Source organism: Streptomyces monomycini (assembly GCF_022271435.1).
Taxonomy (GTDB): domain Bacteria; phylum Actinomycetota; class Actinomycetes; order Streptomycetales; family Streptomycetaceae; genus Streptomyces; species Streptomyces monomycini.
The window spans coordinates 1-17,007 of record NZ_JAFIQY010000036.1 but is presented as its reverse complement, the minus strand read 5'-3'; the positions used below and the strand labels follow the sequence as shown (position 1 = coordinate 17,007).

The 17,007-nt window shown below is 71.0% G+C and carries 13 protein-coding genes; all 13 read right to left on the bottom strand.

Annotated features, from left to right (window positions below; translation table 11 throughout):
- Positions 1–119: 119 nt before the first annotated feature.
- Positions 120–383: a hypothetical protein gene (locus JXZ78_RS30405; protein WP_030017960.1), complete on the bottom strand. Its 264-nt coding sequence runs from the start codon at positions 381–383 to the stop codon at positions 120–122.
- Complete coding sequence (gene pgi / locus JXZ78_RS30400; protein ID WP_030017961.1) at positions 383–2,035, bottom strand: glucose-6-phosphate isomerase; 1,653 nt, start codon at positions 2,033–2,035, stop codon at positions 383–385. The genes JXZ78_RS30405 and pgi overlap by 1 nt, the downstream gene beginning before the upstream one ends.
- Before the next feature lie 215 nt (positions 2,036–2,250).
- Positions 2,251–2,586 (bottom strand): RNA polymerase-binding protein RbpA, encoded by a 336-nt coding sequence (locus tag JXZ78_RS30395; protein WP_003986538.1) that lies wholly within the window; start codon positions 2,584–2,586, stop codon positions 2,251–2,253.
- A gap of 157 nt (positions 2,587–2,743) precedes the next feature.
- Complete coding sequence (secG, locus tag JXZ78_RS30390; protein ID WP_030017964.1) at positions 2,744–2,980, bottom strand: preprotein translocase subunit SecG; 237 nt, start codon at positions 2,978–2,980, stop codon at positions 2,744–2,746.
- Positions 2,981–3,113: 133 nt separating this feature from the next.
- A complete protein-coding gene (gene tpiA, locus JXZ78_RS30385; protein WP_030017965.1) occupies positions 3,114–3,890 on the bottom strand; it encodes a triose-phosphate isomerase in 777 nt (258 codons plus the stop codon).
- A gap of 6 nt (positions 3,891–3,896) precedes the next feature.
- Positions 3,897–5,108, bottom strand: coding sequence for a phosphoglycerate kinase (locus JXZ78_RS30380; protein ID WP_030017966.1), 1,212 nt, complete (start codon positions 5,106–5,108; stop codon positions 3,897–3,899).
- 114 nt (positions 5,109–5,222) lie between these two features.
- Positions 5,223–6,227: a type I glyceraldehyde-3-phosphate dehydrogenase gene (gene gap / locus JXZ78_RS30375; protein ID WP_030017967.1), complete on the bottom strand. Its 1,005-nt coding sequence runs from the start codon at positions 6,225–6,227 to the stop codon at positions 5,223–5,225.
- A 171-nt stretch (positions 6,228–6,398) separates the two neighbouring features.
- Positions 6,399–9,356, bottom strand: a complete 2,958-nt coding sequence (locus JXZ78_RS30370) for a M14 family metallopeptidase (protein ID WP_030017968.1) — start codon at positions 9,354–9,356, stop codon at positions 6,399–6,401.
- Between the two features lie 156 nt (positions 9,357–9,512).
- On the bottom strand, positions 9,513–10,409 hold the full coding sequence (locus tag JXZ78_RS30365) for a GNAT family N-acetyltransferase (protein ID WP_030017970.1): 897 nt from the start codon (positions 10,407–10,409) through the stop codon (positions 9,513–9,515).
- A gap of 1,118 nt (positions 10,410–11,527) precedes the next feature.
- Positions 11,528–12,517, bottom strand: a complete 990-nt coding sequence (whiA, locus tag JXZ78_RS30360; protein WP_003987139.1) for a DNA-binding protein WhiA — start codon at positions 12,515–12,517, stop codon at positions 11,528–11,530.
- The gene (locus tag JXZ78_RS30355) at positions 12,508–13,572 is read right to left on the bottom strand and encodes a gluconeogenesis factor YvcK family protein (protein ID WP_030023513.1); all 1,065 of its coding nucleotides are present in this window, start codon (positions 13,570–13,572) and stop codon (positions 12,508–12,510) included. The genes whiA and JXZ78_RS30355 overlap by 10 nt, the downstream gene beginning before the upstream one ends.
- On the bottom strand, positions 13,569–14,474 hold the full coding sequence (rapZ, locus tag JXZ78_RS30350) for an RNase adapter RapZ (RefSeq protein ID WP_030023515.1): 906 nt from the start codon (positions 14,472–14,474) through the stop codon (positions 13,569–13,571). The genes JXZ78_RS30355 and rapZ overlap by 4 nt, the downstream gene beginning before the upstream one ends.
- Positions 14,475–14,560: 86 nt before the next feature.
- On the bottom strand, positions 14,561–16,684 hold the full coding sequence (gene uvrC / locus JXZ78_RS30345) for an excinuclease ABC subunit UvrC (RefSeq protein WP_030023517.1): 2,124 nt from the start codon (positions 16,682–16,684) through the stop codon (positions 14,561–14,563).
- Between the last annotated feature and the right edge of the window lie 323 nt (positions 16,685–17,007).

Genomic DNA, 17,007 nt, shown 5'->3' with positions numbered 1-17,007 from the left:
CGTGTCAGCCGACCGTGTACGGGAGGGTGCGGGACCGTAGGACGAAGTCTGTAGGGCCCGGGCCCGCGCCGGGCTGAGACCGGGAAGCCGGCCCGCGAGCGGGCCCCCGCCTCAGCTCGTCACGACCGTCGTTCCTGTTCCTGGCGGACCATCGCGTTGGCGAGGTGGCCGGGGTCCTGGAGATCGCCCACCGCGACCCCCGACACCTCGGTGTCATGCGTGTCGTACCGGCCCAGGGCATGTTCCTTGTCGCCCTGTACCGCTTCGAGGTGACGGACCGCCACGTCGCGCTGCTCGCCCTCCGGGAGGCTCTGGAGCCATGCCCGGTTCTCCGGGGTGAGGAGGTCCAGGAAGCTCGCCAGGACCTCCTCCTCCGCCGCCATCAGCGGCCCCGCATCGCGCGGTACGTGGCCACCAGGGACTTCGTCGAGGCGTCCAGGCCCTCGACGTCCGCGCCCTCGGTCAGCGCGGGCTCGACCCGCTTGGCCAGTACCTTGCCCAACTCCACGCCCCACTGGTCGAAGGAGTCGATGTTCCAGATGGCGCCCTGGACGAAGACCTTGTGCTCGTACAGGGCGATGAGCTGGCCGAGGACGGAGGGGGTGAGCTCCTCGGCCAGGATGGTGGTGGTGGGGCGGTTGCCCTGGAAGGTCTTGTGCGGGACCAATTCCTCGGGCACGCCCTCGGCCCGTACCTCGTCCGGGGTCTTGCCGAAGGCCAGCGCCTGGCCCTGGGCGAAGAGGTTGGCCATCAGCAGGTCGTGCTGGGCGACCAGGCCCGGCTGGAGATCCTCGACCGGCTTGGCGAAACCGATGAGGTCGGCGGGGATGAGCTTCGTGCCCTGGTGGAGGAGCTGGTAGTACGCGTGCTGACCGTTGGTGCCGGGCGTGCCCCACACGACCGGGCCGGTCTGCCAGTGCACCGGGTTGCCCTCGCGGTCCACGGACTTGCCGTTGGACTCCATGTCCAGCTGCTGGAGGTACGCGGTGAACTTGGAGAGGTAGTGGCTGTACGGCAGGACCGCGTGCGACTGGGCGTCCCAGAAGTTGCCGTACCAGACGCCCAGGAGGCCGAGCAGGAGCGGGACGTTCTCCTCGGCGGGGGCGCACCGGAAGTGCTCGTCGACGAGGTGGAAACCGGCCAGCATCTCGCGGAACCGCTCCGGACCGATCGCGATCATGAGCGAGAGGCCGATCGCGGAGTCGTAGGAGTAACGGCCGCCGACCCAGTCCCAGAACTCGAACATGTTGTCGGTGTCGATGCCGAAGTCGGCGACCTTCTCGGCGTTGGTCGACAGCGCGACGAAGTGCTTGGCCACCGCGTCCTCGCCGGCCCGCAGGCCGGTCAGCAGCCAGTTGCGGGCGGAGGTGGCGTTGGTGATCGTCTCGATGGTGGTGAAGGTCTTCGAGGCGACGATGAAGAGCGTCTCCGCGGGGTCGAGGTCGCGGACGGCCTCGTGCAGGTCCGCGCCGTCCACGTTGGAGACGAAACGGAACTGCATGTCACGGTGGGAGTAGGCGCGCAGCGCCTCGTACGCCATCGCCGGGCCCAGGTCGGAGCCGCCGATACCGATGTTGACGACCGTCTTGATGCGCTTGCCGGTGTGGCCCTTCCACTCGCCCGAGCGCACCCGGTCGGTGAAGATCTGCATCTTGCGCAGCACGGCGTGCACGGCGGGGGCGACGTTCTCGCCGTCCACCTCGACGGTGGCGGACTCGGGGGCGCGCAGCGCGGTGTGCAGCACGGCCCGGTTCTCGGTGACGTTGATCCTGTCGCCGCGGAACATCGCGTCCCGCAGTTCGGCGACGCCCCGGGCCGCGGCCAGCTCACGCAGCAGGCGCAGCGTCTCGTCGGTGACCAGGTGCTTGGAGTAGTCCAGGTGCAGGTCGCCGACCTTGAGGGTGTAGCGTCCGGCGCGCTCCGGGTCCTGGTCGAACAGCTCGCGCAGTCGCACCTCCCCGAGCTGCTCCCGGTGCTTGTTCAGCGCGGTCCACTCAGGCGTCTGGTCGAGCCTGTTGCGGCCTTCTGCGTTCATCTCGGACATCAGCCTTCTTCTTCTCGTACCGGCCCCGCCGTCTCCCAACCTAATTGATCAGGGAGCGGGATGAGGTGTCCCCCCGCTGTCGGCCGCCCCGGCGAACCGTTTCAGCACCTCCGCCGGTACCCCGCCGGCCGGCCCGGTACGCGGACGGCCCGGCCGGGAGGGGTGCGTCCCCTCCGGCCGGGCCGGTCGTGGTGTGTGCTGGTCCGTCAGATCTCTCCGCGCAGCTTGGCGAGGGCCTCGGCGAGGATCGCCTCGCCGTCGGCGTCGCTCCGGCGCTCCCGGACGTACGCGAGGTGCGTCTTGTACGGTTCGGTGCGCGGCGGGTCCGGCGGGTTGTCCCGGTCCTTGCCTGCCGGGAAGCCGCAGCGCGGGCAGTCCCAGGTGTCAGGAATCTGCGCGTCGCCGGCGAAGCTGGGCTGAGTCTCGTGCCCGTTCGAGCACCAGAAGGAGATGCGGATGCGCGGCGCGGACTCGCCTCGCTCGGCCTCCCCCATCGGCCCCGCCCCGACCCGACTTCCTCGGATCGCGTTGCCACTTGCCACGGTTGTAACTCCCTGCGTAATGGTGCTGCGAAGCATCGAACAGCAGTCGCGCTGCGAGCGCCCCAGTCTACGTAAGGCCCAACGCGCGTCCAGTGACAGGAGTTACACCCCCACCGAGGACGCCGCCCTCATGATAGGCCGCGTCCTCGACAGTTCGTCAGCTGTCCAGCTTCATCAGGACGCCGAGTACGACGATGCAGGCGAACCAGAACAGGGCGATCACGATGGTGATGCGGTCCAGGTTGCGCTCCGCGACGGAGGATCCGCCGACCGAGGACTGCATGCCGCCGCCGAACATGTCGGACAGGCCGCCGCCCTTCCCCTTGTGCATGAGCACCAGCATCATCAGCAGCAGGCTGAAGACGATGAGGGCTACCGAGAACCCGATGACCACGACTGGACCAACTCTCTAGGACTGACGGACGGGACGTACCGAAGAAGATCGAATGGTACGGGGCCGGGCGGCGCACATGGCACCGGGACCGGCCCCGACAGGGTACGACGGGCCTGGCCCGTCGTCATAGCCGCTACTGGTCGCGGAACCGGACGATCTTGACGAACTCGTCCACGTCCAGCGCCGCGCCGCCGATCAGGGCGCCGTCCACGTCCGGCTGCGCCATGATCGCGGCGACGTTGCCGGACTTGACCGAGCCGCCGTACTGGATGCGGACCTTGTCGGCCAGCTCCTGGCTGTACAGCTCGGCGAGGCGGCGGCGGATCGCGCCGCAGACCTCCTGCGCGTCCTCGGGCGTGGCGACCTCGCCGGTGCCGATGGCCCACACGGGCTCGTAGGCGATGACGATGGTCTCGGCCTGCTCGGCCGGCACGTCCTTCAGGCCGCCGTCGACCTGGGCGAGGGTGTGCTCGACCTGGTTGCCGGCCTTGCGGACGTCCAGGCCCTCGCCGACGCACAGGATCGGGGTGATGCCGTGCTTGAAGGCGGCCTTGACCTTGGCGTTGCAGATCTCTTCGTTCTCGCCGTGGTACTGGCGGCGCTCGCTGTGGCCGACGGCCACGTAGCTGCACTTGAGCTTGGCCAGCATGCCGCCGGAGATCTCACCGGTGTACGCGCCGGAGTCCTGCGCCGAGAGGTCCTGGGCGCCGTACTTGATCTTCAGCTTGTCGCCGTCGACCAGCGTCTGCACCGAGCGGAGGTCGGTGAAGGGCGGCAGGACCGCGACCTCGGTGGCCTCGTAGTCCTTGTCGGCGAGTGCGAAGGCGAGCTTCTGGACGTGTGCGATGGCCTCAAGGTGGTTGAGGTTCATCTTCCAGTTGCCCGCCATCAGCGGGGTACGGTCAGTCACGGTTCTTCAGTCCTCCAGAGCGGCAAGGCCGGGGAGCGTCTTGCCTTCGAGGTATTCGAGGCTGGCGCCGCCGCCGGTCGAGATGTGGCCGAAAGCATTCTCGTCGAAGCCGAGCGAGCGCACCGCGGCGGCCGAGTCGCCGCCGCCGACGACGGTGAAGCCGTCGCAGTTCAGCAGGGCCCGCGCGATGGCGGTGGTGCCACCGGCGTAGTCGGGGTGCTCGGCGACGCCTACGGGGCCGTTCCAGAAGACGGTCTCGGCGTCGGCGATCTTCGAGGCGAACAGCTCCCGGGTCTTCGGGCCGATGTCCAGGCCCTCCTTGTCGGAGGGGATCTTGTCGGCGTCGACCGTGACGTAGTCGGCCGGGGCCTTCGTCTTCAGGTCGGGGAAGTCGGCCGAGGCCAGGATGTCGACGGGCAGCACCAGCTCGACGCCGTTCGCCGCCGCCCGCTCCATGTACTCGGTCACCTTCGGGATCTGGTCCTCCTGGAGGAGGGAGATGCCGACCTCGTAGCCCTTGGCCTTGAGGAAGGTGTACGCCATGCCGCCGCCGATCAGCAGCCGGTCGGCCTTGCCGAGCAGCTCGTCGATGACGGCGAGCTTGTCGGAGACCTTGGCGCCGCCGAGCACGACCACGTAGGGGCGCTTGACGTCCTCGGTGAGCTTCTTCAGGACGGTGACCTCGGCGGCGATCAGGTCGCCCGCGGCGTGCGGCAGGCGGGCCGGCAGGTCGTAGACCGAGGCGTGCTTGCGGTGCACGGCGCCGAAGCCGTCACCGACGTACACGTCCGCGAGGTCCGCGAGCTGGTCCGCGAAGGCGCCGCGCTCGGCGTCGTCCTTGCTGGTCTCGCCCGGGTTGAAGCGCAGGTTCTCCAGGACGGCGACCTCGCCCTCCCCGAGCCCGGCGACGACGGAGCGGGCGGACTCGCCGACCGTGTCGGTGGCGAAGGCGACGTCGCGGCCGATCAGCTCACCGAGGCGCTCGGCGGCCGGGCGCAGCGAGAAGGCCGGGTCGGGGGCGCCCTTGGGACGGCCCAGGTGGGAGGCGACGATCACCTTGGCGCCGAGCTGCGCGAGCTTGGCGATCGTCGGCTGGACGGCGCGGATGCGGCCGTCGTCGGTGATGCTGGTGCCGTCCAGCGGCACATTGAGGTCCGCGCGGACGAAGACCCGCTTGCCGGACAGCCCGTCCTGGGCGAGATCGTCGATCGTCTTCATGCGAAGTGACTCCGTTGCGTAGGTCGGTCATGGGAGGGGGCCCGTACGGCGCTTCGGTGCGCCCTACGAGCCCCTTCCGCACATCTACGTGCCCTGGCCTTGATCAGGCAGGTGTCAGAGCTGGCCGCCGACGAAGGTGGTCAGGTCCACCAGGCGGTTGGAGTAGCCCCACTCGTTGTCGTACCAGCCGATGACCTTGACGCTCTTGCCCTGCGCCATCGTCAGGGAGGAGTCGAAGGTGCAGGAGGCCGGCCAGTTGACGATGTCCGAGGAGACGATCGGGTCCTCGGTGTACTCCAGGATGCCCTTGAGCTGGCCCTCGGCCGCCTTCTGGAAGGCGGCGTTGATCTCGTCCTTGGTGACCTCGCGCTCCAGCTCGATGACCAGGTCGGTCACGGAGCCGGTGGGGACCGGGACGCGCATGGCGATGCCGTCCAGCTTGCCCTCGAGCTGCGGGAGGACCAGCGCGGTGGCCTTGGCGGCACCGGTCGTGGTCGGGATGATGTTCTCCGCGGCGGCGCGGGCGCGGCGCAGGTCCGAGTGCGGGAAGTCCAGGATGCGCTGGTCGTTGGTGTACGCGTGGACGGTCGTCATCAGGCCCTTGACGATGCCGAAGTTCTCGTCGAGAACCTTGGCCATCGGCGCCACGCAGTTGGTGGTGCAGGAGGCGTTGGAGATGACGTGGTGGTTGGCCGCGTCGTACTTGTCCTGGTTGACGCCCATCACGATCGTGATGTCCTCACCCTTGGCGGGCGCGGAGATCAGGACCTTCTTGGCGCCGGCCTGGATGTGCTTCTCGGCGTCGGCCTTCTTGGTGAAGATGCCGGTCGACTCGATGACGATGTCGGCGCCCAGCTCGCCCCAGGGCAGGTTGGCGGGGTCGCGCTCGGCCATCGTCTTGAAGGTCTGCTTGCCGACCGTGATGGTGTCGTCGGTGTGGCTGACGTCGTGCTTCAGACGACCCAGGATGGTGTCGTACTTCAGCAGGTGAACCAGGGTGGCGTTGTCGGTCAGGTCGTTGACACCGACGATCTCGATGTCCGCACCCTGCTCCAGGAGCGCGCGGAAGTAGTTGCGACCAATGCGGCCGAATCCGTTGATGCCTACGCGGATCGTCACGAACCGATCTCCTCGTTGGTGCGCCGGTGCAGTACCGGCGAGCTGTATGGGATGTCCCCGACCGCCTCCGACCCTACCCCCAATACGAGACGTACGTGACATTGACAGGGGCGGTCCGGGCCCACTCTGGGGCCACGGGCCGCCCTGTTCGCCGAGAGAGGACGGGCGCGGTCAGCCGTCGAGGGCCTTGAGCGCCGCGCCGGTCAGTTCCGCCCGTTCCGCGGCGGTCTGTACATGCTCCAGGCCGAAGCCCAGCAGGACGGTGTTCCGGGTGGTCACCGCGCCGGCGGCCCGGAACAGCTCCTTGGAGCGGGCCCAGTCGCCCGTGGCGGGCGGGCTGCCGGCGGGCGGCCCGGGGACGGCCCAGGGCCCGAGCGAGGTCTCGAAGCCCTCCAGCGGCTCGCCGCCGGTGCCGGTGGTGAGCCTGGTGTTGTCCACGAAGACGCCGCGGCCGCCGGTGCTGGGGTCGGTGATGTACGAGAGCGCCAGCTCGACGCGCTGCCCGGCGTAGGCGGACAGGTCGACGGCGACCGGCCGCCAGCCGTCCGAGGCGCCGGTGAAGCGGTTCCACGCACCGGTGCTGCCGGTGTTGCGGCACTCGGTGCCGGTACGGGTCAGGTAGTGCTGGAGGAAGGGGTGCGCGGCCAGGTAGTAGCCCGCTCCGCACTCGGCGGGCACGTCGGTGCGGGTGCCGCCGTTCGCGTCGGGCAGCGTCGTCCAGTCGTCCCGGCCCACGGTGTGCGCCTCGACGACGGCGTTGTCGTACCCGTCCTCGGTGTCGTGGCTGAGCATGAACTGGAGGGTGGGCCGGTCGGCCGCGGTCACGCCGGTCAGGTCCACGGTGCGGGACAGCCGCATCCAGGAGGTGTCGCGGTGCTGTGCGGCGGCGAACCAGTCACCCTCGTACGGCTGGAACGGCGTCCGTACTCCCGGGTAGTCGCCGGCCGCGGCGCTGGCGAACTGGGGGAACGTGGCCGGTGGCAGCTCGTCGGAGATCACCGAGTGGGCGCCCGCGGAATCCAGCGGGTTGCCCGGCGCGTCGCCGAGCTTCACCTCCGCGCCGGCCAGCTTGCCGGCGCCCTTGAAGGCGGGCGGGTTCTTGACGGGGACGCGGCTGCCGGCGCCCAGGTAGTACTGGCTGAAGTCGTCGGTCACGGCCCGGCCGACCACGGCGGTGCCGCCCGCCTGCTCACCCGCAGCGAGCAGCTTGCCGCCCTCGTTGAGGTAGTCGCGTACGGCCAGCAGGGTGGCGCCGCCCGGGCGGCCCGGTCCGGTGTACCAGACGACGTTGTCGAAGTGGCTCAGGACACCGAGCGCGTCCGGGGCACCCCGTCGGGCGACGTCCCAGACCGCGGCGCGGTGGCCGTTCGCGGCGAGCGCCTTGGTGTAGGCGGCGGTGTGCTGCGCGGGGGTGGTGCCGCCCTCCTCGGCGAGGACGAGGGTGTCGGCACGCGGCCGCTCGGCGACGGTGTAGGTGAAAGGTTCACTCTTGGTGGTCTTGCCGTCGCGCGTCCAACCGGAGAACCACACCTCGACCTTGTCCCCCGGATCGGCCCCTTCGACGGACGCCCGGTACTGGTCGAAGTGGAGGTTGTCCTCGCCCCCGTAGGTCTCGCCGCCCTTCCACGCCGCCAGCTCCTCCGTGTGCCGGCGGCCGTCGTTGACGCGGTAGTTCAGCTCCTTGTCCCGTACGGACTTGCGCGCGGTGACGGCGACTTCCTGGTCCTCGCCGCGGGCGTAGGAGGTGGTGAACGCGTGCGGGGTGAAGTCCGGCGCCTTCATCCCTACGGACGAGACGGGCTGGTCGGGGCGCCGGGCGCTCTCGGCGACGGAGAGCGCGAAGGGGATGTTCTTCTCGAACTCCGCCTGGATGAGCTTCTCGGAGTCGGGGAAGTTGAAGACGGACTGGCAGTCGGCGGCGTTCCACTCGTCGTTCGGGTCGGCGTCGGAGGCCGTCTGACAGGTCGACATCTCCGGGGTGAACATGGGAATGCCGTTGACGTTGGACGCGTGGCCGTCGGCCTCACCGTTGGTGATGTACAACTCGGAGGAGACCTGCGGGCGGTAGCCGGGGATCGCGGGCTTCTCAGGCGTGCCGGCCAGCGCCCGGTAGAGGACGTCGTCCGGAGTGGGCGTGGCCACCTGCCAGCCGACGCCGTACAGGATCAACTCGGCGGCGGAGTGGTAGTTGATGGCGTACCGGAAACCGATGCGCTTCTCGAAGGCGTCCAGCGCCTTGGTCTCGGGCTCGGAGGCGGCGGCCGGGCCGCGGTAGGTCTCGCCCGCCGGGTTCGGGGACGAACCCTCGTTGTCGTAGCCCCACTTGTAGGAGAAGTTGCGGTTGAGGTCGACGCCGTCGCCGGGGGTGATCCTGCCGTCGCCGTTGTTGTCGCGCAGGTTCTTGCGCCACAGGCGGTTCTGCGGGCTCTCGAAGGTGTAGTCGTAACCGTCCGGGTTGGCGGAGAGCAGGAACCACAGCTCGGTGGTGTCGAGGATCTTGGTCAGCCGCGGGTCCTTGCCGTACCCGGCCAGGTAGTACTGCATCAGCCGCCGGGTCATCTCGGGAGTGATCCACTCCCGGGCGTGCTGGTTGGACGCGTACAGCACCGCGGGCTTGGCGCCGTCCGCGGTCTTCTCGGCGTTCTTGGTGAGCTTCAGGGCCATGATGTCGCGGCCCTTGACGGTCTTGCCGATGCTGACGACCTTGGCGAGGTCGCGGTGGTGCCGCGCGGTGTCGATCATCTCCTTCATCAGGCCGTTGGCACCCAGGTACGGGCGGAAGACCCCGTCCCCCTGAGCCCTGAGCCTGCGCTGCGTCTCCGCCGGCACGATCTTGCGCGTCAGCTCCACGCCCTGTTGGCGCAGCCCGGCGGCCTGCCCGGCGGAGAGGTACACCTCGACCTCCGCCTTACCGGTGCTCGGCACCTGCGCGCTCAGCTCGTGGCCGTCCACCCCCGCTTTGAGCAGCAGCGGCACCTGCGCCTTGGTGACCTCGGCCGTCCAGACCCCGACCGCGTCCCGCCCCGCCCCGTCCTCCGCCCGCGCCTGCGCCTGCGCGGCGGGCACCGCCACCACCCCTCCCAGCAGCAACGCCGCTGCCGCGAGTAAGGATCTCGCCCTGCGTCTCATGAGCCCCCCTTGCCGTCGTCCCTCTCGTGAATAGGCGTTCGACAGACTGGTCACGCTGCATGATCATGTCAATACGGGGTGTGGCGAATGGCGGATGTGCGACCTAGAAGCTCTTGGAGACGTCGCACCACCGTGCGCTGCGCGCGCCCGCGCGGTTCACAGGAAGTGGCCGTCGGCCAGGTAGGGCGCCGGGACGGGCAGGCCGCGGACGGCGATGTAGCCCTCCTGGCCGATGGCGAGCCCCGCGGCGAGACCGACGTCGACCGCCCACTCGTTGGGGGCGGTGATGCAGTTGACGAGGGTACGGCCGTCCGACGCGGCCAGCGCCTCCCACAGCAGCCGCTGCGCGGTGTCGGCACACGCGGCGGCCAGCAGCGCGGCCCGTCCCCGGCCGTCGACGTAGACATACCCCGGCCTGCTCCGCTCCCGGGACACGACCAGCCGGTGGGTGGCGAGCAGACGGCCGTGGTCAGGGCCGTGCCCGGCACCCCGCAGCTCCCGGTCCAGCCGGTCCATCCACGGGAAGTCCTCCGCCCGCCCCTCCCGGAGGCCGTCGACAGCCGGGAGGGCGGACCGGTCGACGGTGCCGACCATGCGCATCTGCGGGTGGAGCGAGAACCCGGCGAGCCGGTACCGGCGGGTCGCGCCGGGGTGGACACTTGACGAGAAGATGCCGGGGCTCCCGTCGGCGTGCGCGAGAACGGCGTCCAGCAGGCGCTTGCCGATGCCCCGGCGCTGGTGGCCGGGCAGCACACCGTAGGTGGCGAGATACCACAGCGACTCACGCTTCTGCGAAACGGCGAAGCCGACCACATGGTCCACGCCTGCGCCCGCTTCCGCTTCCACCGCGACTCGACAGCCGTCCGGGTCCGTACCCAGGTAATAGCGCATCAGGTCGGTCCACTGCCGAGCAGCTGCGGCGGACCGCAACTCCGGCTCCGGGTCACTGACCCTGCGATCACGCCGATCGGCATCCAGAAACGTCAGCGCCGAGGCCCGCTCCACCGCCGGAAGATCCTCTTCGCGCATCGGCCTGATCCGTACCGCGTCCATCACCTCAGGCTAGACAGCGGCCGCCCTGGGGCGCACATGCTTTCCCGGGCCACGAGCGGATCTGCGGCCTGTTCCCTCCCGTACGCGTCAGGCCGACGCCTACCCGGTGCGGCGGACACCTGCCCCCACCGGCCGTCAGTCGCCGTACGGCGGAAGGGTCCGGACCGTAGGACGAAGTCTGGAGGGCCGGTCCCGTACCCGGACCGAGGAGAGCGCCGCCCGGCCCAGGCAGCCAGTCGGCCACGGAGTCCAACCCGCCGTCGGGCGCCGAAACTCCGCGGTACTGCGGGCAGCCCGACCGTGGCGCGGGCCCGGGCCCTACAGACTTCGTCCTACGGTCCCGCACCCTCCCGTACGTGTTCGGCTTTCGCGGCGTGGGTGGGGGGACGCCTGCCCCCACCGGCCGTCCGTCGCCGTACGGCGGAAGGGGGCGGGCCGTAGGACGAAGTCTGGAGGCCCGGTCCCGTACCCCGGTACGGGAGGCGCCGCCCGGCACAGGCAGCCAGTCGGCCACGGAGCCCGACCCGCCGTCGGGCGCCGAAACTCCGCCGGACTGCGGGCAGCCCGCCTGTGGCGCGCGCCCGGGCCCTACAGACTTCGTCCTACGGTCCCGCACCCTCCCGTACGTGTTCGGCTTTCGCGGCGTGGGTGGGGGGACGCCTGCCCCCACCGGCCGTCGGACGCCGTACGACGGAAGGGGGCGGGCCGTAGGACGAAGTCTGTAGGACCGGTCCCGTACCCCGGTACGGGAGGCGCCGCCCAGCACAGGCAGCCAGTCGGCCACGAAGCCCGACCCGCCACCGGGCGCCGAAACTCCGCCGTACCGCGGGCAGCCCGACCGTGGCGCGGGCCCGGGCCCTACAGACTTCGTCCTACGGTCCCGCACCCTCCCGTACACGGTCGGCTGACACGTACGAGGGTGGGGGGACGCCTGCCCCCACCGGCCGTCGGACGCCGTACGGCGGAAGGGGGCGGGCCGTAGGACGAAGTCTGGAGGCCCGGTCCCGTACCCCGGTACGGGGAGCGCCGCCCGGTACGGGCAGGGAGTCGGCCACGGCGCCCAGCCCGCCACCGGGCACCGAAACCCCTACCCGGCCTCCGGCGCGGAACGCGCCATCTCAGCCGACCATGCCGTCCGCCATCTCCTCCGACAGGTTGGACTCCGTGCCGGGGATGCCCAGGTCCTGGGCGCGCTTGTCGGCCATGGCCAGAAGGCGGCGGATGCGGCCCGCGACGGCGTCCTTGGTCAGGGGCGGGTCCGCGAGGGCGCCCAGTTCCTCCAGGGAGGCCTGCTTGTGGTCCATGCGCAGGCGGCCGGCCGCGGCGAGGTGCTCGGGGACCTCTTCGCCGAGGATCTCCAGGGCGCGCTGGACCCGGGCGCCCGCGGCGACCGCGGCGCGGGCCGAGCGGCGCAGGTTGGCGTCGTCGAAGTTGGCGAGGCGGTTGGCCGTGGCGCGGACCTCGCGGCGCATCCGGCGTTCCTCCCAGGCCAGTACGGACTCGTGGGCCCCCAGGCGCGTCAACAGCGCGCCAATCGCATCACCGTCACGGACGACGACGCGGTCCACGCCGCGTACCTCGCGGGCCTTGGCGCCGATGCCGAGCCGGCGGGCGGCGCCGACCAGGGCGAGGGCGGCCTCGGGTCCGGGGCAGGTGACCTCCAGGGAGGAGGAGCGGCCGGGCTCGGTGAGCGAGCCGTGGGCGAGGAAGGCCCCGCGCCAGGCCGCCTCGGCGTCACAGGTGGCTCCGGAGACGACCTGCGGGGGCAGGCCGCGGATGGGCCTTCCACGGCCGTCGACCAGGCCGGTCTGGCGGGCGAGCTGATCGCCGCCGGCGACGACCCGTACGACGTAGCGGCTGCCGCGCCGCAGGCCGCCGGGGGCCATCACCACCAGGTCGGAGGAGTGGCCGAAGATCTCCAGGATGTCCTTGCGCAGCCGTCGGGCGGCGATGCCCGTGTCCAGCTCCGCCTCGATCACGATCCGGCCGCTGACCAGGTGCAGACCACCCGCGAACCGCAGGATCGACGAGACCTCCGACTTCCGGCAGCAGGTCCGGGTGACGGGGAGCCGGGAGATTTCGTCCTTCACCGCTGCCGTCATCGCCATGGGCCGATCCTTCCATGCATCCGAAAAATACGGTCGTACGCGGCGGCCAGCAGCTCCGGGTCGTGCCGGGCGGCACCCTTGTGGGTCTCCGCCGTGCCGCAGGGGCTGCCGGGCGCGGCGACCTCCGCCAGCTCGACCTCGCTGCCCACGAGCTGTTTGGCAGCGACGGTCAGGCTCTCGGTGTCGGGCACGGCGGCCCGGTCGGCCAGCACCACGTCGAAGGCGAGTTTAGGGGCGTGTCGGGCCAAAACCTCCAAATGACGCTGCGGGGAAAAGCCATCGGTTTCGCCGGGCTGGGGTGCGAGGTTCAGCGAGAGGACCTTACGGGCCTTGGTCTCCTCCAGCGCCTCGCGCAGCTCGGGGACGAGCAGGTGCGGGATGACGGAGGAGAACCAGGAGCCGGGGCCGAGCACCACCCAGTCCGCGTCGCGGACCGCGGCGACGACCTCGGGCACGGCGGGCGGGTCCTCCGGGACGAGGTGCACGGACTGCACCTCGCCGGGGGTCAGGGCGACCGTGGCCTGGCCGCGGACCGTGGAGACCTCGTCCGGGCGGGTCTCGTCGTGGCCCTTGACCAGGGCCTGGAGCTCCAGGGGTACGGCGGACATGGGCAGCACCCGGCCGTGCGCGCCGAGCAGCTTGCCGACCAGGTCCAGGGCCTGGACGTGGTCGCCGAGCTGTTCCCACAGGGCGACGATGAGAAGGTTGCCGACGGCGTGGTCGTGCAGCTCGCCCTCGCTGGTGAAGCGGTGCTGGATCACCCGGGACCAGGTCTGGCCCCAGTCGTCGTCCCCGCACAGCGCGGCGAGCGCCTTGCGCAGGTCGCCGGGCGGCAGGACGCCCAGCTCGTCGCGCAGCCGGCCGCTGGAACCGCCGTCGTCGGCGACCGTGACCACGGCGGTCAGGTCGCCGGTGATGCGGCGCAGCGCGGCCAGCGAGGCGGACAGGCCCATGCCGCCGCCGAGCGCCACGACCTTGGGCGTGGCGCCCCTGCCGGAGCGGCTGCCCGGGACCAGCTTGCGGACCCGGCGCAGCCGCAGGGGGCGGGCGGTCATTCGCGCCCCATGTCCCGGTGGACGACGACGGTCTCGACGCCTTCGGAGACCAGGCGGTGGGCGAGCTTCTCGGACATGGCGACGCTGCGGTGCTTGCCGCCCGTACAGCCGACGGCGATGGTCACGTACCGCTTGCCCTCGCGGCGGTAACCCTCGGCGACGATGCGCAGCAGCTCCGCGTAGCCGTCCAGGAACTCCTTGGCACCGGGCTGGCCGAAGACGTAGCCGGAGACCTCGTCGTTCAGGCCGGTGTAGGGGCGCAGCTCGGGGACCCAGTGCGGGTTGGGGATGAAGCGGCAGTCGATGACCATGTCGGCGTCGACGGGCAGGCCGTACTTGAAGCCGAAGGACATGACCGTCGCGCGGAGCTCGGGCACCTCCTCGCCGGCGAACTGGGCGTCCATCTTGGCGCGCAGTTCGTGGACGTTCAGGCTGGAGGTGTCGATGACCAGGTCGGCGTCGCCGCGCAGCTCGCGCAGCAGGTCGCGTTCGGCGGCGATGCCGTCCACGATGCGCCCGTCGCCCTGGAGGGGGTGCGGGCGGCGGACGGACTCGAAGCGGCGCACCAGGGCCTCGTCGGAGGACTCCAGGAAGACGATGCGGCGCTTGACGCTCTGCGCGTCGAGGGTGGCCAGGGACTCCTTGAGGTTGTCGAAGAAGCGCCGGCCGCGGACGTCCACGACGACGGCGATCCGGGCGACGTTGCCCTGCGAGCGGGCGCCCAGCTCGACCATGGGCGGGATCAGCTCGGGCGGGATGTTGTCGACGACGAACCAGCCGAGGTCCTCCAGGCACTTGGCGGCCGTGCTGCGGCCGGCCCCGGACATCCCGGAGATGATCACCAGCTCGGGGATGGCGGCGCTCTCGCCCGTGTCGGCATCGCGCATCGTGCCCGTACTCACCTGTGCACCGTCTCTCTCGGTCGTGCGGGAAGGCCGGGTGTCCTGGGCTTCCCGCGTGTCGTGCCTGTGCTGCTCGGTACTGCTGCTCATCGTTCCTGCCCCCGTTCTGACGACAACGCGGCCGGCGGGGTCGCGTCATCCTCAATGATCTCTCCTGTGGCGGTGTTCACGGCCGGGGCGGCCGGAGCCGCTCCGGCCAGCGCCGCCGCGATCGTCTCGGCCGTCTTGCGGCCGATCCCCGGCACCTCGCAGATGTCCTCGATCCGCGCGGCGCGCAGCCGCTTGACCGAGCCGAAGTGCTTCAGCAGGGCCTGTCGGCGACTCTCGCCGAGACCGGGGACGCTGTCCAGCGGCCCGGTCTTGAGGCGCTTGCCGCGCTTGTTGCGCTGGTAGGCGATGGCAAAGCGGTGGGCTTCGTCACGGACGCGCTGGAGGAGGTAGAGGCCTTCGCTGCTGCGGGGCAGGACGACGGGGTCGTCCTCGTCGGGCACCCAGACCTCTTCGAGGCGCTTGGCCAGGCCGCAGACGGCGACGTCGTCGATGCCCAGCTCGGACAGGGCCCGCTGGGCGGCGGCGACCTGCGGCTGGCCGCCGTCCACGACGACGAGCTGCGGCGGGTACGCGAAGCGCTTGGGGCGGCCCTCCTCGTCGGTGGGGCCGGTGACCACGGGCGCGTCCTCGTCGGCGGGGCCGGTGACGGGACCGGCCGCGGGCCCTGCGGTGGATTCGGTGGCGGGCCCGGCGGTGAGTCCGGCGGCGGCCGTCTCGTCCTCGCCGGCGGGCGCCTCCTCGTCCCACTCCCCCGTCTGCTGCTTCTCCTGGAGGTAGCGCCGGAAGCGGCGGCCGACGACTTCGTGCATGGCCCGGACGTCGTCCTGGCCCTCGAAGGTCTTGATCTGGAAGCGGCGGTACTCGCTCTTGCGGGCCAGGCCGTCCTCGAAGACCACCATCGAGGCCACCACGTCGTCGCCCTGGAGGTGGGAGATGTCGAAGCACTCGATGCGCAGCGGCACCGAGTCCAGGCCGAGGGCCTGGGCGATCTCCTCCAGGGCGCGGGAGCGGGTGGTCAGGTCGGAGGCGCGCTTGGTCTTGTGCAGGGCCAGGGCCTGCTGCGCGTTGCGCTGGACCGTGGCCATCAGGTCCTTCTTGTCGCCGCGCTGCGGGATACGCAGCGAGACGTTGGAGCCGCGGCGCTCCGTGAGCCACTGCTGGACCGGTTCGACCGGGTCGGGCAGGGCCGGGACCAGCACTTCCTTGGGCACGGCGTCGCCGCTCTCCTCGCCGTACAGCTGCTGGAGGGCGTGCTCGACGAGGGCGGCGGTGTCCACGTTCTCGACCTTGTCGGTGACCCAGCCGCGCTGGCCGCGCACCCGGCCGCCGCGGACGTGGAAGATCTGCACGGCCGCTTCCAGCTCGTCCTCGGCGAGGGCGATCAGATCGGCGTCGGTGGCGTCGGCGAGCACCACGGCGCTCTTCTCCATGGCCCGCCGGAGCGCGTCCACGTCGTCACGCAGCCGAGCGGCCCGCTCGTACTCCATCTCCTCGGCCGCCTCCTGCATGGACTTCTCCAGGCGGCGGATGTACGCACCCGTGCGGCCGGCCATGAAGTCGCAGAACTCCTCGGCCAGTTCGCGGTGCTCTTCGGGGGAGACGCGGCCGACGCAGGGGGCCGAGCACTTGCCGATGTAGCCGAGCAGACAGGGGCGGCCGATCTGGGCGGAGCGCTTGAAGACCCCGGCGGAGCAGGTCCGTACGGGGAAGACGCGCAGCATCAGGTCGACGGTCTCGCGGATGGCCCAGGCCTGGCCGTACGGGCCGAAGTAGCGCACGCCCTTCTTCTTGGCGCCGCGCATGACCCGGACCCTGGGGTACTCCTCGTTGAGGGTGACGGCCAGATACGGATAGCTCTTGTCGTCGCGGTACTTGACGTTGAACCGCGGGTCGTACTCCTTGATCCAGGTGTATTCGAGCTGGAGCGCCTCGACCTCGGTGTTGACGACCGTCCACTCGACGGAGGCCGCGGTGGTGACCATCGTGCGGGTACGCGGGTGGAGGTTGGCCAGGTCCTGGAAGTAGCTGGACAGGCGCTGGCGCAGGCTCTTGGCCTTGCCGACGTAGATGACGCGGCGGTGCTCGTCACGGAATCTGTAGACCCCGGGCGAGTCGGGGATCTGTCCCGGCTTGGGTCGGTAACTGCTGGGGTCTGCCATGCCGCCCACCCTACTTGGGGGCAGTGACAGCGGGCGGACCGTGGGCCGCTGCGGGCATGCACGCCGGGGGTACGGCGCGGGAAGAGGCGCTGCCGCATGCGCGGGCGCGGGGCGTCCGGACCGGGCGGGTGGTGTTCGCCCGGCCCGGACGGGTGGGGTCCGTCCGGGCCGGGCGCCGGGGCGGCACCCCGGGAGGGCCTCAGCGGCTGTGGCGCCTGCGCAGCGCCGCGGCGCCGGAGAGCCCCAGGGCGAGCAGGGCGGCGGTGCCCGCGACGGCCGAGGCGGCGGTCACCGGGCCGCTGCTGTCGCCCGCCGCGGCGCCG

Coding starts and splice junctions, on each gene's coding strand:
- pgi (WP_030017961.1), bottom strand. CDS start 2,035: ATGAACGCAGAAGGCCGCAACAGGCTCGACCAGACGCCTGAGTGGACC.
- JXZ78_RS30365 (WP_030017970.1), bottom strand. CDS start 10,409: ATGGACGCGGTACGGATCAGGCCGATGCGCGAAGAGGATCTTCCGGCG.
- whiA (WP_003987139.1), bottom strand. CDS start 12,517: ATGGCGATGACGGCAGCGGTGAAGGACGAAATCTCCCGGCTCCCCGTC.
- JXZ78_RS30355 (WP_030023513.1), bottom strand. CDS start 13,572: ATGACCGCCCGCCCCCTGCGGCTGCGCCGGGTCCGCAAGCTGGTCCCG.
- JXZ78_RS30405 (WP_030017960.1), bottom strand. CDS start 383: ATGGCGGCGGAGGAGGAGGTCCTGGCGAGCTTCCTGGACCTCCTCACC.
- uvrC (WP_030023517.1), bottom strand. CDS start 16,684: ATGGCAGACCCCAGCAGTTACCGACCCAAGCCGGGACAGATCCCCGAC.
- JXZ78_RS30370 (WP_030017968.1), bottom strand. CDS start 9,356: ATGAGACGCAGGGCGAGATCCTTACTCGCGGCAGCGGCGTTGCTGCTG.
- JXZ78_RS30380 (WP_030017966.1), bottom strand. CDS start 5,108: ATGAAGACGATCGACGATCTCGCCCAGGACGGGCTGTCCGGCAAGCGG.